At 65.2% G+C, this 21649-nt stretch carries 20 protein-coding genes and 1 tRNA gene; 5 read left to right on the forward strand and 16 right to left on the reverse strand.

Annotated features, from left to right (window positions below):
• Positions 1-38: 38 nt before the first annotated feature.
• The 7 genes from RHOSA_RS0111885 to RHOSA_RS22125 all read right to left on the reverse strand — a co-directional run bounded on the left by RHOSA_RS0111885 (position 39) and on the right by RHOSA_RS22125 (position 7970).
• Entirely contained in the window at positions 39-830 is a 792-nt protein-coding gene (locus RHOSA_RS0111885; protein ID WP_027288846.1) for a TatD family hydrolase, read from the reverse strand.
• Positions 830-2407, reverse strand: coding sequence for a methionine--tRNA ligase (gene metG, locus RHOSA_RS0111890; RefSeq protein WP_037256215.1), 1578 nt, complete (start codon positions 2405-2407; stop codon positions 830-832). Before metG ends, RHOSA_RS0111885 begins: the two co-directional genes overlap by 1 nt.
• Before the next feature lie 126 nt (positions 2408-2533).
• A complete protein-coding gene (locus RHOSA_RS0111895; protein ID WP_027288848.1) occupies positions 2534-3643 on the reverse strand; it encodes a DNA polymerase III subunit delta' in 1110 nt (369 codons plus the stop codon).
• Positions 3644-4276 carry a dTMP kinase gene (gene tmk / locus RHOSA_RS0111900; RefSeq protein WP_027288849.1) on the reverse strand — a complete coding sequence of 211 codons (633 nt, stop codon included), beginning with the start codon at positions 4274-4276 and terminating at the stop codon, positions 3644-3646.
• 22 nt (positions 4277-4298) lie between these two features.
• Entirely contained in the window at positions 4299-5435 is a 1137-nt protein-coding gene (locus RHOSA_RS0111905; protein WP_051432089.1) for a D-alanyl-D-alanine carboxypeptidase family protein, read from the reverse strand.
• Positions 5436-5587: 152 nt separating this feature from the next.
• Positions 5588-6526, reverse strand: a complete 939-nt coding sequence (locus RHOSA_RS0111910) for a septal ring lytic transglycosylase RlpA family protein (RefSeq protein ID WP_027288851.1) — start codon at positions 6524-6526, stop codon at positions 5588-5590.
• 136 nt (positions 6527-6662) lie between these two features.
• A complete protein-coding gene (locus RHOSA_RS22125; protein WP_081728685.1) occupies positions 6663-7970 on the reverse strand; it encodes a lytic murein transglycosylase in 1308 nt (435 codons plus the stop codon).
• A gap of 183 nt (positions 7971-8153) precedes the next feature.
• On the opposite strand from RHOSA_RS22125, the gene RHOSA_RS0111920 reads away from it, so the two are divergent.
• Positions 8154-8246 (forward strand) — tRNA-Ser (locus RHOSA_RS0111920).
• A 61-nt stretch (positions 8247-8307) separates the two neighbouring features.
• Here the strand turns inward: RHOSA_RS0111920 and RHOSA_RS0111925 are convergent.
• The 5 genes from RHOSA_RS0111925 to RHOSA_RS0111945 form a co-directional block, all read right to left on the reverse strand.
• Positions 8308-9231 carry an efflux RND transporter periplasmic adaptor subunit gene (locus RHOSA_RS0111925; protein ID WP_437123669.1) on the reverse strand — a complete coding sequence of 308 codons (924 nt, stop codon included), beginning with the start codon at positions 9229-9231 and terminating at the stop codon, positions 8308-8310.
• A complete protein-coding gene (locus tag RHOSA_RS0111930) occupies positions 9228-9437 on the reverse strand; it encodes a DUF1656 domain-containing protein (protein WP_027288853.1) in 210 nt (69 codons plus the stop codon). The genes RHOSA_RS0111925 and RHOSA_RS0111930 overlap by 4 nt, the downstream gene beginning before the upstream one ends.
• A complete protein-coding gene (locus RHOSA_RS0111935) occupies positions 9434-11491 on the reverse strand; it encodes an FUSC family protein (protein ID WP_027288854.1) in 2058 nt (685 codons plus the stop codon). The genes RHOSA_RS0111930 and RHOSA_RS0111935 overlap by 4 nt, the downstream gene beginning before the upstream one ends.
• Positions 11488-11964, reverse strand: coding sequence for a MarR family winged helix-turn-helix transcriptional regulator (locus RHOSA_RS0111940; RefSeq protein WP_027288855.1), 477 nt, complete (start codon positions 11962-11964; stop codon positions 11488-11490). The genes RHOSA_RS0111935 and RHOSA_RS0111940 overlap by 4 nt, the downstream gene beginning before the upstream one ends.
• A 174-nt stretch (positions 11965-12138) precedes the next feature.
• Positions 12139-13041, reverse strand: a complete 903-nt coding sequence (locus tag RHOSA_RS0111945; protein WP_027288856.1) for a LysR substrate-binding domain-containing protein — start codon at positions 13039-13041, stop codon at positions 12139-12141.
• 69 nt (positions 13042-13110) lie between these two features.
• On the opposite strand from RHOSA_RS0111945, the gene RHOSA_RS0111950 reads away from it, so the two are divergent.
• Positions 13111-14043, forward strand: coding sequence for a DMT family transporter (locus RHOSA_RS0111950; protein ID WP_051432090.1), 933 nt, complete (start codon positions 13111-13113; stop codon positions 14041-14043).
• Positions 14044-14159: 116 nt separating this feature from the next.
• Here RHOSA_RS0111950 and RHOSA_RS22135 read toward each other — a convergent pair whose 3' ends face one another.
• Positions 14160-15749, reverse strand: coding sequence for a BCCT family transporter (locus tag RHOSA_RS22135; RefSeq protein ID WP_051432091.1), 1590 nt, complete (start codon positions 15747-15749; stop codon positions 14160-14162).
• A 299-nt stretch (positions 15750-16048) separates the two neighbouring features.
• Positions 16049-17443 (reverse strand): FAD-dependent oxidoreductase, encoded by a 1395-nt coding sequence (locus RHOSA_RS0111960; protein WP_051432092.1) that lies wholly within the window; start codon positions 17441-17443, stop codon positions 16049-16051.
• Here RHOSA_RS0111960 and RHOSA_RS22140 point away from each other — a divergent pair.
• Positions 17442-18227, forward strand: coding sequence for a rhomboid family intramembrane serine protease (locus RHOSA_RS22140; RefSeq protein WP_051432093.1), 786 nt, complete (start codon positions 17442-17444; stop codon positions 18225-18227). The two genes, RHOSA_RS0111960 and RHOSA_RS22140, sit on opposite strands and share 2 nt — an antisense overlap.
• A gap of 54 nt (positions 18228-18281) precedes the next feature.
• Entirely contained in the window at positions 18282-19532 is a 1251-nt protein-coding gene (locus RHOSA_RS22145; RefSeq protein ID WP_037256219.1) for an MFS transporter, read from the forward strand.
• Positions 19533-19547: 15 nt separating this feature from the next.
• On the opposite strand, the gene RHOSA_RS22150 is transcribed toward RHOSA_RS22145, so the two are convergent.
• Together RHOSA_RS22150 and RHOSA_RS0111980 are read right to left on the reverse strand one after the other, a co-directional pair.
• Positions 19548-19985, reverse strand: coding sequence for a CBS domain-containing protein (locus RHOSA_RS22150; protein ID WP_051432094.1), 438 nt, complete (start codon positions 19983-19985; stop codon positions 19548-19550).
• A gap of 125 nt (positions 19986-20110) precedes the next feature.
• Complete coding sequence (locus tag RHOSA_RS0111980; protein ID WP_027288859.1) at positions 20111-20869, reverse strand: SDR family NAD(P)-dependent oxidoreductase; 759 nt, start codon at positions 20867-20869, stop codon at positions 20111-20113.
• A 120-nt stretch (positions 20870-20989) separates the two neighbouring features.
• On the opposite strand from RHOSA_RS0111980, the gene RHOSA_RS0111985 reads away from it, so the two are divergent.
• Positions 20990-21631, forward strand: coding sequence for a DsbA family oxidoreductase (locus RHOSA_RS0111985; protein ID WP_027288860.1), 642 nt, complete (start codon positions 20990-20992; stop codon positions 21629-21631).
• The last annotated feature ends 18 nt before the right edge of the window (positions 21632-21649 follow it).

Consider the following 21649-nt stretch of genomic DNA (forward strand, 5'->3'; position numbering starts at 1 on the left):
CAACCTCGCCCTGTCTGCTCTCCGGGTTCTTCGACGCGTCACGCGGCCTCCGCCGGACGCGCGGCACGGCTGAACAGACGGAAGAAGTTGTCGGTCGTGCGCCGCTCCAGTTCCGCACGCTCAAGCCCCAGCGTCTCGCACAGGCTGTCGGCGGTATAGGAAACGTAGGACGGCTCGTTCGGCTTGCCCCGACGCGGTACCGGCGCGAGGTACGGCGCATCCGTCTCTACCAGCAGCTTGTCCGCCGGGACCATCTTGGCGACGTCGCGAATCTCCTCGGCCTTCTTGAAGGTCGCGATGCCGGACATCGAAATGTAGAAGCCCAGATCGAGCGCCGCTTCCGCCAGGCCCATGCCGGAGGAGAAGCAGTGCATGACGCAGGAGAACGGACCCTGCTCGTAGCCCTCGCGCAGGATCAGCGCCGTGTCCTCGTCCGCTTCGCGGGTGTGGACGATCAGCGGCAGACCGGTCGCGCGCGCGGCCACAATGTGGGCGCGGAAGCTTTCAGCCTGCGCCTGGCGCGGGGAGTTGTCGTAGTGGTAGTCGAGACCGCTCTCGCCGATCGCAACGACGCGCGGATGCTGCGCCAGTTCGATCAGCTTGTCCGGTGCGCTTTGCCCCTCCGGGCCAGCCTCGTGCGGATGCACACCGACCGAGCACCAGACGTTCTCGTAGTTTTCGGCGATCTCTTTCACGCGGTCCCAGCCGGACAGCGTGGTGGAGATCGTCACCATCGTCTGCACACCGGCACGCCGGGCGCGGCCGACCACCTCGTCCAGGTCCTGGTGCTCGGCGATCATGTCCAGGTGGCAGTGGGAATCCACCAGCATCAGGACGCTCCCTTGGTCTCTTCGTCCTCGACATAGCGCGGGAACACACCTTGCGGCTTCGCGATCTCGGTCCCGGGCACCAGGCGGGTCCCCAGCGCGGCGAAGTCGCGGGCCGCGTCCGACTGGTTCATCTGGCCGAGCAGGGCTGCAGGACCGTTCGGCATGAACGGCTGTGCCAGAATCGCCAGCTTGCGGATCACCTCCGCCAGAACGTAGAGAACCGTCGCCATGCGCGCCTTGTCGGTCTTGCGCAACGCCCAGGGCGCCTGCTCGTCGACGTAGCGGTTGGCCTGTGCCACGACGGCATGATGCGCCTCCAGCGCGCGGTGGAAGGCCTGCAGGGCGAGCTCGCTGCGCATCCGCGCCAGCGCGCTGTCGGCGGCCGCCAGCATCGCCTCGTCCGCCGGGCGCAGTTCGCCCGGTTCGGGAATCTGACCGCCGCAGTTCTTGTAGATCATCGACAGGACGCGCTGACCCAGATTGCCGAAATCGTTGGCCAGGTCGTTGTTCATGCGGTTGACCATGGCCCGGTGTGAAAAGTCGCCGTCGTTGCCGAACGGCACTTCCCGCAGCAGGAAGTAGCGTGTCTGGTCCAAGCCATAGGTCTCGATCAGCTCGTAAGGATCGATCACGTTGCCGAGCGACTTGGAGATCTTCTGGCCCTCGTTGGTCCACCAACCATGCGCGAACACGCGCTTGGGCGGCGCGAGACCGGCCGCCATCAGGAACGCCGGCCAATAGACCGCGTGGAAGCGCAGGATGTCCTTGCCCACCATGTGCAGTTCAGCGGGCCAGAACGCCTGATATTCATCGGCGTTTTCATCGGGATAGCCGACAGCCGTGATGTAGTTCGTCAGCGCATCCAGCCAGACGTACATGATGTGGTCCGGATCGTCCGGTACCGGGATGCCCCATTTGAAGGTGGTACGCGAAATCGAGAGGTCGCGCAGACCGCCCTTAACGAACGAGATCACCTCGTTGCGCCGGCCGTCGGGACCGATGAAGTCGGGGTTCTGGTCGTAAAACTGGAGCAGCGTGTCCTCGAAGGCCGACAGCTTGAAGAAGTAGCTCGGCTCCTCGACCCACTCGCATTCCGCGCCGGAGGCCGCGATCATACGGCCATCCTCGGTCCTGGTCAGCTCGTCCTCGCCGTAGAACGCCTCGTCGCGCACGGCGTACCAGCCGGAATACTTGTCGAGGTAGATGTAGCCAGCTTCTTTCAACCGCACCCAGATCGCCTGCGCCGCCTTCACATGCCGGCTTTCGGTGGTCCGGATGAAGTCGTCGTTGGAGAACTGCCAAGCCGCCGAGAGGTCACGGAAGTTCTGCGACATCCGGTCGGTAAAGGCCTGCGGTTCCAAGCCGTTCTTACGCGCGGACTGCTCGACCTTCTGACCGTGCTCATCCGTGCCGGTCAGGAACTTCACCCGCCGTCCGTCCAAGCGCATGAAGCGCGCCAGCACATCGCAGGCCAGCGTCGTGTAGACGTGGCCGATATGCGGCTTGTCGTTGACGTAATAGATCGGCGTCGTGATGTAATAGGGTGTTTTTGCAATGTCTTTGCCGTTAGCCGGCATGAGCAGTGTCCTTCTCGGCTCTCGCGCAGGTCTGCGGCGTGTGGAAGCAGCTGAACGACGGCGCCGGCGCCTGGATCCCTGGGATGGGGCCAACCGGCTCCGCGCGCCGCATCCCGAACGGCGACGTCAGGAGGCCGTGGACTGCAGGTCCAGGAAGGCGGTCAGGACCACCTGCTTGCGGTCGAGATTGGCGCGCTCGGCCCGCCGGAACAAGCCAGCGATCTTTTCCCACAGGCTAAGCCACTGTTCAAGGTCGCCCCGGGCGGCCAGCCGGGCGGTCGCAGCGCCCTCGCCCGCGACCACGTCAGCCGGCGTCTCCCCACGCGCCTTGGCGCGGATCAGCCGGCCCAGCCACCAGGCCAGCAAGTCCCCGCCAAGCCGAAAAGCTGTCGGGTCCTGGCCTTGTGCCAGCTTGTCGGCAAAGGCGTGCAGTCGGCTGGTCTCGAGCTGCGGCAAACCGGTCAGCAGGTCCACCAGTTCCCGGTACAGCGCCACCCCGCCAGCCTTGTGCAGGTCGAGCGCCCGGCCAATGCTGCCTTCGGCGAGCTGCGCGAGCGCGGCGCGGTCGTCTTCGCCGACGTCCGGCAGGTGCCGGTCCAACAGCGTCGCCATGCTGTCCGCATCCAGGGTCGAGAGGGACAACTGCGCACAGCGGCTGCGGATGGTCGGCAGCAGACGTGCGGGCGCATGCGAGACCAGCAGCAGGACAGCCTGGCTCGGCGGTTCTTCCAACACCTTCAACAGCGCGTTGGCCGCGTTGGGGTTCATCTCCTCGGCGGCGTCGACGACGATCACCCGCCAGTCCGAGCTCGACGGCGTCATGAAGCAGAAATGCACGGCCTGCCGGACGTGCTCGACCAAGATATCCGCGCTTGGTTTCAGACTGCGCTGTTCGCGCGGCATGAACGGCTCGAGGGAGAAGATATCCGGGTGACTGCCGGCAGCGACCTGCCGGGCGACCGGATGCTCCGCCCCCAGATCCAGGCTTTCCGGTCCGCCGCCGAACAGACCCCCGCCCTGCCCGCCGCCCGCCAATACGAACTTGCCGAAGCGATAGGCAAGCGTCGCCTTACCGATCCCGCGCGCACCGGTGATCAACCAAGCGTGCGGCAAGCGCCCGGACGACCAGGCGCGCAGCAGCACATGCTCCCCCTCAGCGTGGCCAAGCAGGTCGCGCGTCGTGCGGGGATGCGGCACAGACGCATCTGCCGTCTCAGTCTTGCTGCGGGCGGCCATCTAAAGCGCCACGCCCAGACGCGTCTGCACGGCCGCACGAACGGCCGTGGCGACCGCCTCAAGATCGCCGGTCGCGTCGATCAGCACGCAACGCTCCGGTTCGGCCTTGGCGATTGCGCGGTAGCTTGCCCGCAAGCGCTCGTGAAAGGACAGATCCATCGCTTCGTATCGGTCGCTCCCCTGCCCGCGCCCCTGCGCGCGTGCCAGGCCGACCTCGGCCGGCACGTCGAGTATCAAGGTCAGATCGGGCTGGCTGTCGCCAACCACCATGCGGTCCAGCTGGTCGAGCGTCTCGGCCGGCACCCCTTGTCCAGCCCCCTGATAGGCACGGGTCGAATCGTTGAATCGGTCGGAAACGACCCAATGCCCGTCGGCGAGCGCCGGACGGATCGTTTCGACCAGGTGCTGCGCTCGGGCCGCGGCATGCAGCAGGGCCTCGCTCAGCGGCTGCCACGCTAGGCCGTGGGCCAGCAGCACATCGCGCACGACTTCCGCGGACGGGCTGCCACCAGGCTCGCGTGTTGCCACGACACCGATGCCAACAGCGCGCAAGGCAGCGACCAGCCGGTCGCGTTGCACGCTCTTGCCCGCGCCCTCGCCGCCCTCCAGCGTTATGAACCGGCCGCGTGTCACGAAACAGCGGACGCAAGCACGCTTAAGGCGCGCCGAAGACGAGGTATTCGACGCCGGAGACGATCCGGCCGAACGTGCCCAACTGTGGGACCGTCTCACCCGCCTTGAGTGGAATCGTCCGGGTCTCGATGCTCGGCGCCTCGATCGTGAGCGTGGCGAGCTGTTCGCCGGCCTCGATCGGCGCGGGGATCGGCGCCTCGTACGTCAAGGTAACCGTCATGCTGTCGGTGGCGTCCGCCGGCAAGGTCATCTCGAGCCGCTGCTCGCTCACGAGCGGCACGCTCGGCTGGCTGCCCAGCCAGACTTCGGCTTGCTCGACCGTCTCGCCGGCCTCGAACAGGACGACGTTCTTGAACTCGCGGAACGCCCACTCGATCAGCCGCGCGCTCTCGTTCTCCCGCCCACTCGGACGGTCCAGCCCGTTGACGACGGTGATCACGCGGCGACCATCGCGCATGGCTGAAGCGGTCAAGCCGTAGCCGGCGTTGCGGGTGTAGCCGGTCTTCAACCCGTCGACCCCCATGTTCCGACGCAGGAGCGGGTTGCGGTTATACTGACGGATGCCGTTCCAGGTGAACTCGAGCTGGTCGTAGAAGCGTTCGTAATAGTCCGGGAAGTTCGCGATCAGGGCCCTGGCCAAGCGGACCAAGCCAAGCGCGCTTGTCCGGTGTTCAGGGTCTGGCCAGCCGGTCGCGTTCTCGAAGTTGGTCGCCGGCATATCCAGCTTTTCGGCGTAGTCGTTCATGATATCGGCGAAGGCGTCCTCGCTGCCGGCAATCCCTTCTGCCAGCACGATCGAGGCATCGTTGCCGGACTGGACGATCATGCCCTGCAACAGGTTCTCGACCGAAACCTCGTTGCCGACCTCGACGAACATCTTGGAGCCGCCCTTCCGCCAGGCCTTTTCGGACACGACAAAGGTGTCGTCCATCGAGAGATCGCCGTTCTTCAGCCGGTCGAAGATCACATAGGCCGTCATCAGCTTGGTCATCGACGCCGGCGGCATCGCTTCCCGGGCGTTCTTTTCGAACAGCAGCGTACCGGTGTTGAAGTCCATCACGACGGCTTCGCGCGCTTCGGTTTCAAACGCGCTGGCCGGCGCGCTGCCGACAGCCAGCACGAACAGCGCGAAAAAGGAGCGGATCAGGGTGCGGCGCATGGTTGGTGTCACGTCTCGGTCGATCAGGAAGAGGATGGCGTGGCAGGAGCTAGATGGCCTGCCCCGGCAGGCTGTATTGCGGCATGAAGGTCGAAATATGGCGTTCCGACCGAACGCTCAGAGTCCGTCCGAGGCGCGGGCGCGGTTCGCTGCTAGTCTACCACCACGCGCGCCTGCGTGTAGCCCTTGGAGACCACCCGGTTCAACAGCCGGTCGGCTGACTCGACGGTTTGCAGCGGCCCTAGGCGCACGCGAAAGAACCGGCGATCATTGACCATTGCACGTTCGATCCGGGCGTTTCCAAGCGGCGACAGCTTGGCGCGCAACTGGTTGGCATTGGCGTACTGCGTGAACGCGCCGGCCTGGACGAATATGCTGGTGTCCTTGACCGGCTGCTGTGTGACCCGCCCGTCGACTTCCGGCGTGTCGACCTGTTCCCGCGTGCCTGACTGTGCGCCCGGTTGGCGGCGCTGTTGCTGGTTGTTGTCTCCGTGCCCCTGCTCCGCGTTGCCGCTTCGCGTGGGCGAAGCGCGCTCGTCGGACAAGCCCGCCGTTTCCACCTCGCCCGCCAGCCGCCGGCTATCCGCCGCGACGACCTGGACCCGGACTTTCGCGGTGCCCTGCCTCTTGAACTGCAACAACTCGGCCGCACGGGCGGAGACGTCGATGATGCGCCCCCGGGCGAACGGGCCGCGATCGTTGACCCGCAGCTTGATCGATTTGCCGTTCTCCAGGTTGGTCACACGCACGATGCTCGGCATCGGCAGCGTCCGGTGCGCGGCCGTCAGATCGTTCTGATTGTAGGTCTCGCCGTTCGCGGTCGTCTTGCCGTGAAAGCCCGGCCCGTACCAGGAGGCGATCCCGGTTTCGCTGTACTGGTAGTCCGCTTCGGGATGATACCAGACGCCCCCGATCTGATAGGGGTTGCCGACCTTGTAGTAGCCGCCGCGGCCGTCCGGCTGGTCGGGTGTAACGGCCTTGCGCGCCTGCTTGGCGGTGTGCGCGACCAGTTGGGTTTCCGCGCAGCCGCCCAGCAACAGCGCCGTAGATAGAACTGCGAGTGCAGTTCGCTTCCCGGTCAGGCGCGTCATCGGAATTGTTGAACCCTAAGGATCGACCGCAACATTTTGGGGCTCCACCACGCTTTTCTGGCCATTATGCGCAAGATACGTGCAATTTCCATTGCCCGGCAAGTCGTTGCCCATGCGCGGCCCATCTGCCGACCGTCTATTGCGTCGCTTTCTGGCGTAAGCGTTCCAACAGCCGGACCGACGCGTAACCGTCTGCCGGCAGGTCGTTGGCGCTCTGGAACGCGCGGATCGCCGCGCGCGTCTGCGAACCCGGCACGCCGTCGACCGGCCCGGCGTCGAAGCCGAGCCGATTCAACAGACGCTGGATCTCCTCGGCCTGATCGAACGACAACGGCCGGTTGTCGGCGTCCCGACCGTGCTGGATCGCCGGCAAGCCGACGATGCGATCGGCTAGGTGCCCGACCGCGATCGCGTAGTTGATCGAGCGGTTCCAGCTCAGGATATGGCGGAAGTTCTCATAGACCAAAAAAGCGGGCCCGGCGTGCCCCTGCGGCAGGACGATCGATCCCTGCATGCCCGCAGGGGTCGACAATGGTTGGCCGTTTGCCTTGCGCACGCCGAGCTTGGCCCAGGCGTCAAGCGGCTTGCGCACGGACAGCGAGGCCTGGCGCAGGTCGAAGCCGTCCGGCAGCACAACCTCACGCCCCCATAGTTCGTCCCCCTTCCAGCCAAGGTCGCTCAGATAGTTCGCGCCGGAGGCGAAGACGTCGGGCAATGTCCCCCAGATGTCCTTCTTGCCATCGCCGGTGCGGTCGACCGCGTGATTCACAAAGGTCGAAGGGATGAACTGCAGATGCCCCATCGCCCCGGCCCAGGAGCCCATCATCCCGTCGGCCGTCACGTGACCCTGGTCGACGATGCGCAGCGCATCCAACAGTTGCGCCCGGAAGAACTCCGGACGCCGCTGATCGTAGGCAAGCGTGGCCAGCGCATCGATCACATGGAAGGACCCCAGATAATCGCCGAAGTTCGTCTCCAACCCCCAGAAGGCCACCAGGAAGCGCGGCTGCACGCCATAGTCGTCAGCGACTCGCTGCAGCAGATCGCGGTGCTCGGCGAGCATCTCGCGCCCGCGCTGAATGCGCTGCTCCGAAACGCGCTTGTCCAGGTAGCTCCAGAAGGTCTGCGTGAACTCAGGCTGCTGCCGGTCGAGCTCGATGACACGGTTAACCGGCGCGACGTCCGTCAGCGCGGACTCCAGGGTGGACGCCGCAATACCCTGCGTCCGCGCCTCATCACGCAGATCCTGCAGCCATTGCTCGAACGGCTGATCGTTCTGCGGCGCGACGACGGCTTGCTTCTCGTCCTGCTGTGCCGTGGCCATTCCAGGGGTCGCGATCAGCGCGACAGCAGTGGCCAGCCCCGCCCAGATACCCAGCCAGCGCCGGCGCGGGCTGATACCAGAGGGACGCGTGGCGTTGTGGAGACAGGCAATCGTGGCCATCGGACGAGCACTCCAAGCGCGACTCGCGAACCGCCGCAATCGGTCCGCTTTCAATGCCGGCGCTTCTGCCACAAAGGTCGGGGTCTGGCAATTGACCGTGCGCCCTGTTTGCACGCACCACCTTGATGCCGCCCGGTCACCCGGTCTAAATCGCAACAGCGCGGCGCGCACCCGGGCCGCTGCGGGGGAGTGGCAGAGCGGTCGAATGCGGCGGTCTTGAAAACCGCAGAGGTGGCGTTCCCACCTCCGGGGGTTCGAATCCCTCCTCCCCCGCCAATTTCGGGCTCGGCAGCTGTGCGAAAAGCTCCTTCTTATCGCGCCGCACCGCGTTGGCTTTCTATGGCCTCGACGCCTGCTCGGCCATCTCCGCCGTGCGGTTGGCCGGTTCGGATTCTTCGACATAGAGGCTGGCCGTCATGCCCGAGGCGAGCGGCAGGCCAGACGGGACGTCCTCAATCCGCACTCGGACCGGGATCCGCTGCGCGAGGCGCACCCACTCGAAAACTGGGTCGACCGCGGGCAAGCCATGCTGATCGGCGGTATCGTTGCTGTCGGCGATACCGTGTCCGATGCTTTCGACATGTCCTTCAAGCTCCGGATCGAACCCCATCAGAAGGACGCGCACGGAATCCCCGATCCGGATGCGGTCGAGTTGGGTTTCCAGGAAGTATCCGGTCACCCGGAAGCTGTCGGCATCGACCATGGCGACCGCCATCTGACCGGCGGTTGCATAGTCGCCCGGTCGCAGGTGGAGGTTGGTGACCCAGCCGTCCGCCGGTGCCCGGACCGTCGCCCGCTCCAGATTGAGTTCGGCAAGATCGAGTGCGGCCTGCGCCTCCCGATAGTTCGCCTCGGCGGCAACCGCCTCGCGCGTGGCTTGTTCGACGGTTTCCGCACTGACCGCGCCGCTGGCACGTAGGGACTTGCGCCGTCGGGCGATCGACTTTTTCAGGTGCAAAGTCGCCTTGCTGGATTCCAGCTTTGCTTGCGCCTGCTCGACTGCCAGCCGGAACCGGCTCGGGTCGATCTTGAAAAGGACATCGCCGCGCTGCACAGCTTGGTTGTTGGTCACCTCGACCTGCAAGACGGTCCCGGAAACCTCCGGGGCGATCTTCACCACGTCAGCCGTGACCCGGCCATCGCGGGTCCAGGGTGCGTTGACGTAGTAGTCCCACATATGCCGGCCGAGCAGCACCGCGCAGACGACCATAATGAGGGTCAGGAGAATGCGGCCTGCTTGGTTTCGAAGCGAAGACATCATGGCGAAAGACGTTCTTGTAAAAGCACTGCGGTCCCAAGGAGCGTGAAAAAAAGTGCGACGTTGAAAAGCGCCGGATGCCAGACGTGCCGATAGAGGCCAGCCGCCGAAAACATCCGTCTTATGGCGAGAAACACCCCGTAGCAGCCAAGGACCAGAGGCAGCAGCATCGGGACATAAACGCCAAAGAGGTCGAGGTCCGGCCTCATGCACCCCCCTCCACCGACGTTGCGATCAGTTCCGGCGGATCGCTCGCTGGAAACAGCGCGTTGCGCAGCCCAACCAACGCATCCCGGACGCGACGCGGTGGCGCCGCGAGGGGTGTCTCGAACGGCAGCGTCCTGAGACAGGCATCGAGCGTCATCAACAGGGAAGCGGTCTCGGCTGGCTTGCCCGCACGCCGGGCGCGATAGTGCGCCGCCAACCGTTCAAGCAGATCCTCCACGGTCTGGCGCTGGGGCGCGGACAAGCCGTTCTTGTTGCGTTGGATCTTGAGCGTATCCAAAGCGACCCGCAGGTCGCGCAGGATGTCGTTGCCAACCAGGCTTGAGTCCGGCGCAACGGCGGCGAGTTTCGGCACCAGAAGGCCGAGCTGGTCGGTCATGCGATGCAGCACCGTCTCGCGATCGATCCGGCGCGGGGTACGGGCGGTCTCGATCACCATGCCCCAGCCCGATTTCAGCAGGCGCGATGCGCTGGTCTCGGCCCCGATCGCACGGACGGTCGCCAGTACGATCGTGGCGATCGCGACCCCGATCAACGTCGCGAGGCTGACGTTCGCGAACGCGACGAAATCCATCCTCAGCCGCTCGTCGAGCTGGAGCATGTAGATCAAATTGACGCTGAGTTGGAACCCCATCAGCCAGCGCGCGGGGATGGCGAGCAGGATGCCAACGGGGATCAAGAACAGCCCCAGCGCCAGGACCAGGGGCACGAACCCATGGATCCATGGCAGGATCGCGAATTCGTAGACGAAGGTGATGCACGCCGCAGCCGCAACATAAAGCATCACCTTCTGCAGCGCGGGCCGCGCATCGTCCAAGGTGGCGAGCACGCAACACAGGATGCTCGCGATCTGCACGGCGTAGCTGCCATAGCTCCAGTCGGTGGCGATCCACAAGCTGCAGGACAGTAGGATGGCCACGACCACCGCGCATGCGGAGAGCAGGGCCATGCCGTAGTCGCTATGGAGGTTGGCCGGCCGCCGGTCGCCGACCGACAAGGCTTGGCTGAGCGCGTGCGTGGAGCCCTGCGCCATATCCATCCGCAGCAGCCGGCAGTCGCGCCAGACCTCGACGAGATCGCGCAGCCGCTTGGCAAGGCGCACAACCAAAAGGTCCCGCCACCTGGGCCGGTCCTCCCTCGGGGTCCGCTCCTGCGAGATCTCCGCGAGCAGCGCGTCAGCCTGCGCAATCACGTCCTCGTCCGAGGAGCTGATCCAGGTGGCGATGCGCTCGAGCAAGATGCCCTCGCGTCCACGCCCCTCGGCGCTGCGGTCCAACTCGGACACGATGTCCGCGATCTCCGAAAGCAGCGGCAACAGCGCCACCATACGCTGCTGCAGCGCATTCATATGGTTGGTGAGCGCCTGGCCCTTAATGCCTTCGTAGCCAACGTGTGTCGTAAAGCTACGCAGATCGACCGCGTCGGCCGCGAGATCGTGGCGTTGGCGCAAGGCGGCGTCGGTCTTGCCATTCCCAAGAAGAACGTCGTGCGTCAGGCTGCCGGCGTTGTCGAGCCAGCCCTCGACCCGGCGCGCCAGCACCGGCCCCGCCGCGCGCGGAAACACACTGCGGGCGATCACGGCGGAACAGAGAATGCCGATGGCGATTTCCTCGACGCGCGCCACCGCATAGTCGAAGCTCACTTCCGGCGTGTTGACGAGCGCGAAACCGGTTAGGGCCGCCGTGTACCCCGACAACTGGAACAAGTAGGCCCGCGGCGTGCGGTCGAGCATGGCGATAAACAGGCAGGTGCCGCACCAACCGGCAATGCCGAGCGACAGCAACACCGGCGAGAAGAAAAGATTGGGCACGAGTACCACGGTCATCGCCGCCCCAAGCACGGTGCCAATAAGACGGTAGACCGCTTTTGACGTATTGGCACCGGCCAAAGGGTTGGCGGTGATATAAACCGTGCCCGCGGCCCAGAACGGTTGCTCCAAGCCGAACCTCAACGCGATCCAATAGGCCAGCATGGATGCGCTGAACGTCTTTACGGAGAAGACGACGTCTTCGACCGCGAGAGGCTTGGCTGAACTCATCCGCGCTTGGTCCGGGACTGGCAATCTTCAAGCGCGGCAGACATCTGCAGCAGTAAGCGATGAGTCGCTTCGATATCGGCCGGCGCGACGTCCCGCAGCAGCTCCTCGCGCAACGCCACGGCAATCCGATCGACCCGCAGGCCGAGCTCGCGCCCCTCTTCCGTCAGCTCGAGCAGCTTGGCCCGGCGGTCGGAGGGATCCTCCCGGCGCTGCAGCAGCTCCTTCTTTTGCAGGGCATCGATGATCCAGACGACGGTGGAATTTTCCAGACCGAGCCGCTGCGCCAGTTCGCGTTGACGCATCAGCTTGTCGCCTGCGCGCAGCAGCTCAAGGATCGGCAACGCGGTGGCGTCGGACAGGCCTTCCTCGGCGATACGTTGGCCGAGAATACGCCGCCATGCCTGCCCGACCGCCGGCAGGAGCCGGCCAAAATCGGACCACTGCTGCCCGTTCGTTTTTTGATCGCTTGCCATGCTTACCCTGCCCCTTCGGGGCTGTGAATCTGAAGGGCAAAATATCATGGAATTCCACTAATACAATTCTCATGCATATGCATCGCGGGCAGACCACCCGGATTGAATCTGCAAACCTGGCAGGGTTTACCCTGGAACGTAGGCGAGACGCCCCGCCCGCAACGACCGTTCGCTTCAGGCGACCTCGAGTTCGGCCCGCAGCCAGGCAAGCAAAGCATCCGCCTGTCTGGGATCGCCGCGCCGGGTGCCGCGGAAGACTGAGATTTCCGCAGGACGCGCCACGGTCTCGCGACAAGCCTGAACCAGTTTGCCATCGGCGATCAGCCCCGTGACCGTCCGCCGCCAGCCAAGCGCAATCCCCTGTCTGGCGACCGCGGCCTGAAGGACCAGCGGGAAGCTGTCGAAATCGACGATGCGGGCATCTCTCGGAATAGATTGCCCAATGGCCGTGAACCACTCGGGCCAATCCATCCAGTCCTGCGGCACCACCCGGTGGGAAAGCAGCGGGTACTCCGCCAGCCCGGCCGGCGAGAGCGGGAGATCGCTCTCGTCGATCAGGCTCGGTGCGGCCACCGGGAAGATCTCGTCCGACGCTGTGAAGGCCAGCCGCGCCGAACCCGAAGGCCGTCCGGTTGTCTGGATGGCGACGTCGAAGGGTTCGGCGACCTCGGTCACGGGCGCGAGGGAACTGACCACCCGCACTTCCAACCCGGGGTGGCGCTTGTGGAAATGGGCCAGACGCGGCATCAGCCAGTAAAAGGCCTCGCAGAGCTGGCAATGCAGCACGAGACCACCGGGATGTCGGGCGCCGCGCAGCCGCGCCGCCTCGGCCGCCATGTCCGCAAGCGCGGCCCCGACGACCCGCCCGAACTGGCGTCCCTCCTCGGTCAGGAAGACCGCTCTGTTGCGACGTTCGAAAAGCACCACGCCCAGATCGGCCTCGAGCGCGGCAATCTGCTTGCTCACCGCCGTCTGGGTCAGGCCAAGTTCCTCAGCCGCCGCAGTGAAGTTCTCATGCCGGGCCGCGGCCTCGAAGGGGCGCAGGCGCGACAGCGGCGGCAGGGCGCGGCGATCCATTCCAAAGCCTCATGTTTTTCCGACGACTAGTCATTTTATGCAGCCATACTAGTCGGCTTTCCATACCTTATGGCATGGATATCCGTCCCTTCGGCCCGAGCTGGCGGGCCAACACTCGGCATCGCCGCGATCGTGGTCGCGGTGTTTCTCCTCTCCTTCTCGGACGCTTTGGTGAAACTGGCCGGGGACCGCTTCGGACTGGGGCAGCTCGTACTTCTGCGCTCGCTCGTCGCGGCCGGGCTCCTGGCCGGCGCAGTATTCGCTATGAGCGGCGCGGCCGCGCTCTATCCCAAACGACCAGGCTGGGTCTGCACGCGAAGCCTTTGCCTGGCAGCGATGTGGCTCAGCTACTATGCCGCCCTGCCCGCGTTGTCCTTCGCGCTCGCGGCGGCTTGCTACTACAGCTCGCCTGTCTGGATGGCGCTGATCGCGCGCTTCGCCCTGCACGTGCCGATCGGTGGGCGCGGCTGGCTCGCGATCGCGCTCTCCCTGGCCGGCGTCATCCTAACGGTCGACCCACAGCCAGGAAACGTCTCACCCCTGCTGCTGTTGCCGCTTGCCGCGGCGGGTTTCTACGCCCTTGCCGGAATCATCACCTGGCGCCGCTGCCAGGACGAAACAGCCGGGGCAATGGCACTGAATCTCAATATCACCCTCTGCGCCGTGGCCGGTCTCTGGCTTGTCGCGCTCGCTGTAGCCAGCTCGCCGGAGAAAGCCGGGTTCGTCCTCGCGTTTTGGCCAGAACTCAGTGCATCCGACTGGTTTCTGGTGGTCCTTTTGGGCGTCCTATTGGCCATCATCGCCATGGCGGTTGCCTTGGCCTACCGTCTTGCGCCCACGCCCATCGTTGGGGTCTTCGACACGGCCTATCTGGGGTTCGCGGCACTTTGGGGCGCCCTTTTGTTCGCCGACATGCCGACGCCTCAGGAAGGGGCCGGGATCTGCATGATCCTCGCCGGGGCGATCCTGATTAGCCTTCGTGCCCCGCGTGGAAAGGTCTGAGAAACCTCAGCCGATAAGACGTAAAAACGAAAACCGCCGTCCGCACCGGTTGGTGCGAACGGCGGCATTCGGTCTCTCCCGTGAGTTCGAGCTTCGCGCTTCGCGCGCGGCCGAGATTACTCGGCAGCCCGATGTCGCTCGGCGGGAGTCTTGTAGCCAGACTGCTGGCGCGGCGGGATCGTCTCCGAACGCAACTGACGGATCAGCCCCCAGCACATGAACGCAAGTACGATCGAGAACGGCAGCCCGGAGGTCACAGAGGCCGTCTGCAGGGCCTTGAGCGGGTCACCCTCTGTGGCGGCGCCAGCGACCAGCAGAATCGCCGCGACACCCCCCTCTGTCACGGCCCAGAACAAGCGCTGCTGCCAGATCGGGTGCGGATCGCCGCCGTTAGTCAGCATGTCGACGACGAGCGAGCCGGAGTCCGAAGAGGTGGCGAAGAAGACCGCCACGACCACGATCGCCAGCAGCGAGAACAGCGTGACGAACGCGGACGGCAGGGACAACTGCTCGATCAGGACGAACATGGCATCGTTGGTACCAGCCTCAGAGAGGAGCTGATTGCCGCCATTCAGAAGCATGTCCAACGCGCTGCCGCCGAAGATCGTGAACCACACGATCGAGGCGCCGGTGGGCGCAAGCAAGCAGCCCAGGATGAACTGCCGGATCGTACGGCCGCGGCTGATCCGGGCAATGAACATGCCGACGAACGGCGACCAGGCGATCCACCAGCCCCAGTAGAACAACGTCCAGGTGCTGATCCAGTTGCTACCTTCCTGCGAGAAGGTGAACATCCGCAGGCTCGTCTCCGGCAGGTGCTGGATGTAGTGGCCGGTCGCGCCGATCACGAACTTAAGGATGAACAGCGTCGGGCCAACAACGAACACGACCAAGGCAAGCAGAATCGCCAGGTACATGTTGATCACGGACAACCGACGCACACCAGCGTCCAAGCCGGCCATCACCGAGGTCACGGCAACAGCCGTCACCACGCCAATGATAATCACCTGCCAAGAGGCGCTGATCGGCAGACCGAACACTGAGTTCAGACCGGCGTTGATCTGCGTCGCCCCCAGGCCCAGCGAGGTCGCCAGACCGAACAGCGTGCCGAACACTGCCAGAATGTCGATCAGATTCCCCAGCCAGCCGTACACCGCTTCGCCGATCAGCGGATAGAACGCCGAAGCCGGGCGCAGCGGCAGATCATGCCGGAAGCAGAAGTACCCCATCGAGAGGCCAACGACGATGTAAACCGCCCAAGGATGAAGCCCCCAGTGGAAGAACGTCAGGTTCATCGCGGTCACGGCCGCCTCGGCAGTCCCGGGTTCGCCCACCGGTGGTTTGTTGAAGTGGAAAATCGGCTCGGCAACGCCGTAAAACACTAGGCCGATCCCCATGCCGGCCGTGAACAACATGGAAAACCAGCCCCAGGTGCTCCACTCCGGCTCCTCGTGATCCTTGCCGATCTTGATCCGGGCATACGGCGAAAACAGCAAGCAGATCACGAAGACCAGGAACCCGGTGACGGACCCGATGTACCACCAACCGAAGTAGGTGGAGATTCCGGACTTCATGCTGCTGGCGATGTCGCCGAGATTGCCCGGCGCCAACACCCCCCAAAGCACGAACGCGACCACCATCGCCGCCGAGATCAGGAACACCGGTGGATTGGTGTGTTCCTTTAAATAGCTGTTTAGGTTAGCCATCCAGCCTCCACGCGGTTTTCCATTATTGGTATGCGAACGAATAGGGGCCGGGCAGGTTCCGCGTTCGGCACGGCACACAGGCGGCCCATGAAACGTCCGTAGCGTAATCGCGCCGGACCTAGGTGGTCCGGTAAGCCCTTGTCAACAGCTGTGGTCTTGGCGGCAATCCAGTTCGAGCAAGATTACCCAACAACCCGCCTGCCGCCATACTGCCGCCTCCTGATCCAGAGCGCCATCTGCGTGGCTGCACCTGGTCTTCGGGGACATGCCTGAAAGCATACCGCCCCATTTTTCCGGTGTCAGGGCGCCCAAGGCGCAATGCCGTCCATCAGTCGCGGCAACGGTCCGACTGGCAGCATACCCTGGCGCATCAGCCGAGCCTTGAGTGGGCTGACCCGGTCGATCACGCCGAGCGCGCGTCGACGCAGGAAACCGATCGGGGGCACTTTACTCTGGACCGTGCGATTCAGCGTATCCACTGCGAAGGCGCGGGCTACGACGTCTGGCCGGCGTCGGCGCTCGTAGCGTCGTGTGACCTCGGGATCGCCGATATCCTCGCCTGCACGCTCGGCCGCGACCAGAACCTCGATGAGCGTGGCGACGTCGGCGATGCCGAGGTTCAGGCCCTGAGCGCCGATCGGCGGCAGGGCATGCGCGGATTCGCCAACCAGCGCAAGCCGCCGACCAGCGTAGCGATCCGCCAGCAGACTGCCTACCGGATAGGAGAAGCGCGGACCCACGGCCGTCACCTCGCCCAGGATCCGTCGGGTCCGACGCTCGACCGCGCGGCGGAAAGCCGCATCGTCCATCGCCAAGAAGTGCTTGGCGCCTGCGTCGCGCTCCACCCAGACGACGCTAGAGCGGTTGCCCGGTAGCGGAACCAGTACGAACGGGCCGTTCGGGCGGTGGAACTCGGTCGACGTGCCACGATGGGGACGGCTATGCGCGATCGAGAACGCCATCGCTGTCTGCCCATAGCCCCAGCGCCGGGCGCGAATTCCGGCCGCTTCGCGACAGGGGGAACCCTTCCCGTCAGCCCCCACGGCCAGACGCGCGTGCACGATCCGCCCGTCGTCGAGCCGCGCGCGCGCACCGTCACGACCGTAATCGATCTGGTCGAGCTTGTGCGGCGCGATGTGCTGCACGGCATCGAGTTCGCCGATCTCCGCCAAAAGCGCGCGGCGCAGGGTCGGGTTGGGCACGTTATAGCCGAACGGGCCACCGTCCAAGCGGGCGGAATCGAAGTCTGCCGTGTGGGGCGTCTCGTCGAACCCAGCGCTGTCGTCGACGATGCGCATCCGCCACAAGCCCTCACTTTCCGCGACGACGCGCGCCCAGACACCTAGCGTCTCCAATGCCCGAACCGAGGGCATCAGGAGCGCGGTGGTGCGGCCGTCGAGCGTATGCGCAACCTCCGGTTCCGGCGGCTGTGGGTCGACGCAAACGGTACGGAAACCGGCGCGGGCAAGCGCGAGCGTCATTGTGAGGCCCGCAATGCCGCCACCGATCACGGCAACATCGGCGGTGATGTCGGCGTCTGCGGTGGGCGAAGCAACAAAGTCGGCTGGCTGTTCTGTCATGGCGCTGCCGACGATGGCGCGTTGGCGCGCGTATTTCCAGGGGTGTTCGACGTCGCAGTGTGTTTGGGCCTCGTATTCGACCCGTACCTTGCCACCCCGAGATAGCTTCGCCATGTTGGTTGCGCCGGCTGGCCCCACCCTGCCCCTTTTTCACCGATCGATCGCCGTTTCCTTGAGCATCCGTCACGACAATCGCCCGCCACCACCGCCGCCGCGCCGGCCCGGCAAATCCGCCATCAACCTGCCGCGTGTCGTCAGCTGGCTGATCGGAATCAACGTCGCTGTCTACCTGGTTACAGCGGTCATCCCAGTACGCTGGACGAACGCTCTGTTCTTCAACCTGGGCTTCATACCGGCCCGCTGGACCGTGCTGGACTGGCCCGGCTGGCAGGGATTGGTTTCACCGTTCACCCACCAATTTCTGCATGCCGGGCCCGTCCACCTCATCGTCAACATGGTGATGCTGGCAGCCTTCGGGGCTGGGGTGGCGAAGATTCTGGGCGGCCGGCGCCTGCTGGCGATCTATCTGGTCAGTGGTCTGGCAGGTGCCGCTCTGCACTGTGCCGTCTATCCCGAAACGACGATCCCGGTGGTGGGAGCTTCCGGAGCGATCAGCGGGCTGTTCGGGGCTGTGCTGCGCCTGATGGCGCGTCAGGCGCAGGTGATGGGACAACGCACCCGCATCCTGCCGGTCGCGCTGATCTGGATTGCCATCGCAGTGATGACCGGATTTACCGGCGTGCCGGGAGCAAGCGGCGGCGCCCAGGTCGCATGGGCTGCACACGTTGGCGGGTTTCTGGTGGGGCTGCTCGCTTTCGACCTGTTCACCATCGGTCTGCGTCCGCGCCGCCCACGACATCTGCGCGACATCGACGACGATGACGACTTCAGCGCCTGAGCCTTTCCCGAACTACCGTTCCATCCCGATCCGTATAACAACAAGATAGCCGACGTGCGCTCCTACCTGTCCTTCCTCGCGCGAAACCCGCGTTTCCTGACATTCGGCACCCTGGCTGCATTCTTTTCCAGCTTCGGGCAGACCTTCTTCATCGCCTTGTTCGGCGGGGCGTGGCGCGCGGAGTTCGAGCTGAGCCACGGCGGCTACGGGTCGATCTACTCGGCGGCCACGTTGATGAGCGGGGCGTGCCTGATCTGGCTGGGCAAGAAAATCGACCGGGTCGACCTGCGGCACTATACCGTGTTCGTGTGCCTGGGTTTAACGGCGGCTTGCCTGTTTACCGCCGTGGTCTCCAGCGCCTGGATGCTCGTGCCGGCCTTCTTCGCCCTCCGCCTGACCGGTCAGGGGCTGATGAGCCATGTCTCCAACGTCGCCATGGCCCGCTATTTCCAGCTCGACCGCGGCAAGGCGATCAGTATCGCCTCGCTGGGTCACCCGCTGGGCGAGGCCATCTTGCCGACACTCGCCGTCTTGCTGATCGGCGCGTTGGGATGGCGGTTCAGCTGGGGGGTGTTCGGCGGACTGCTGCTGATCGGCTTGATACCGCTGATGCTGTGGCTGCTGCGAGGGCACGGGGCGCGCGAGCAAGCGCGCCAGAACGCAGCCGCGGCCACTGAGGCAAACCAAGATGCGCACTCCTGGTCGCTGCGGCAGGTACTGCGCGATCCGGTATTTTACCCGGTGATCATCTGCATGCTGGCTCCGCCGTTCATCACCACGGGGCTGTTCTTCCACCAAGTGCACCTGGCAGAGACCAAGGGCTGGTCGCTGGAATGGCTGGCAACCTGCTTCGCCGGTTTCGCCGGCGCACAGGTGCTGGCGAGCCTCATCGCCGGGGCACTCGCCGACCGGACGGGGGCAATCCGCATGCTGCCCTTCTATCTGCCGACGCTCGGATTGGCCGCGCTGGTGTTGGCGGTGTTCGATCATCCGGCCGCAGCCGCGGTCTATCTCTTCCTGGCGGGCCTGACGGGCGGGGCCAACTTCATCCTACTGGGCGCGGTCTTCGCGGAGCTGTACGGCACCGGCCACCTCGGCGGAATCCGTAGTGTCGTGCAGGCCTGCATGGTCTTTGCCACCGCCGGTGCGCCAGCCCTGTTCGGCTGGCTGCTCGATGCCGATATCGGGTTCGAGGCGCTGACGGTGGGCTGCACCCTCTACGTCGCCGGCGCCGTCCTGCTGCTGGCGCTGCTGCAAATGCCGCTGCGCGCCCGCGCCGCGCAACAGACAGCGGCCAAGGTCTAGTCGGCTGCAATCGCGCTACCAGAGTTCTTCGGCAATCGCGCCCTCGAAGACGATCTCGTCCTGCACCTGCGCCAGCTCGTCAGCCAGGAAGTCGCGCAGGGAGACGATTCCAACGATCCTGCCGCCATCGACTATTGGAAGGTGGCGGATCCGGTTCTCCGCCATCAGCTGCAGGCCGTTGACCGCCCGGCTCTCGGGGTGGCCGATGATGACATCCCGCGTCATCACCTCGGCAACGGAGGTGCCGTTCGGATCGAGCCCGGCGGCCACGGTCCGGTAAGTCACGTCACGCTCCGACAGGATACCGCTTAGCCGGCCGCCGTCGCTCACCAGCACCGCACCGATCTGGTGATCGCGCATCATCCGTGCGGCATCCGCAACCGTGCTCTCAGACCCAACCGCCCGCAACTCAGCCTTGCCGCACATCTGTGCCAAGGTCCGCCCTGTCGTCATGGCTCCACTCCTCCCACCGTCGGCTTCTCCGCGCCGCCTGAAACAGAACCTTAGCAAAGGCGCCTTCACTGGGCTATAGAACAGACCTGTCCTGCAGCAATATCGGATTTGGGTTGCCCCCGGCGTTACAATTGGGCGCTATGCCCGCCATCGACGGTGAGCGTGGTCCCGGTCATAAAACCGGACAGATCGGAGGCGAGCAGCAGGAGCGGCCCGTCCAGGTCCTCCGGCACGCCAGTGCGGCCCTGCGGGATCCGCGCCTTCAGCGTCTTGCCCGCCGCGCTTGCCAGAAATTCCCGATTGATGTCCGTCTCGATGTAACCAGGCACGATCGCGTTGACCCGGATACCGTGCGGCGCCCATTCCACCGCCAGCGCCCGGGTAAGCGAGATCAGCCCACCCTTGCTGGCGGAATAGGCCGGCACCCAGGGACGGCCCTGAATGCCCAGGATCGAGGCGATGTTGATGATGCTGCCGCCATGGCCCAGGCGCATCATGTGCCGGGCGGTTTGCTGCGCCATCATCCAGGCACCGCGCAAATTGGTCTCGATCACCGCGTCCCAGTCGGCAAGCGCCATTTCGTGGGCATCCCCGCGGAGGACCATCCCGGCGTTGTTCACCATAATCGACAGGCCGCCCAGTTCCGTCTCCGCGACGTCGAGCACGTGGCGCACACTGTCGGGATCGGTGACATCGAGCTGGATGGCGATCGCCCGGCCGTCGAATTCGGCAATCTCCTGCACGAGCGAGTCCAGCCGATCGACCCGGCGTGCTGCCACGGCAACCTTGGCCCCGGCTTGTGCCAGCGTGATCGCGAACCGGCGGCCAAGACCGCTCGACGCGCCGGTGACGAGCGCGGCCTTGCCGCTCAGATCGAAGCTCATGCCCGCCTCCCCGGCCACCCTGGGTCTGTCCGATCCACCTTTTCATACATGGTTCGGCTGGCCAGCACCCCCGTCAAGCCCTAGCTGTATGCGAGGTTCAAAAGCCGTGAGGCCACCACCATGCGCATCGACATCTACTCGGACACGATCTGTCCCTGGTGCTTCATCGGGAAACGCCGGCTCGAGCGGGCGCTGGCCGAACGCCCACAGCCGGACTTGAAGATTCACTGGCGGACCTTCCAGCTCAACCCGGACATGCCCGCCGGCGGCCTCGACCGGCAGGATTACCTGGCACGCAAGTTCGGCGGGGCAGAAAACGCCGACCGCGTCTACGCCGCCGTCCGTCAGGCAGGCAATGAGGAAGGGCTCGCCTTCGACTTCGAAGCGATCGAGCGCACCCCCAACAGCCTGATGTCGCACCGCCTGCTGCGCTTCGCCGGGGAACGCGGCGACCAGGACCCGCTCGTGGAGCGGCTGTTCAACCTCTACTTCATCGAAGGCGGCAATCTGGAAGACCCGGACGTACTGATTCAGGCTGCGGCGGATTCCGGCTTCGATCCCGACGCCGCGCGCGGCTACCTGGAGGCCGGCGCCGGCATCCAGGAGACTCAGGAAGAGGACATGCAGGCCCGTAAGGCCGGCATCCAGGGGGTGCCCACCTTCATCCTGAACGGCCAATACGCGCTGTCGGGCGCGCAGGAGCCCAAGGTGCTGTTCCAGATGTTCGACCTGGCCCGGGAGGAAAAGGGCGCCGCGGAGTAAGGGCGCGGGCGGCGCCTG

Origin of the sequence: Rhodovibrio salinarum DSM 9154 (assembly GCF_000515255.1) — a bacterium.
GTDB lineage: Bacteria > Pseudomonadota > Alphaproteobacteria > Kiloniellales > Rhodovibrionaceae > Rhodovibrio > Rhodovibrio salinarum.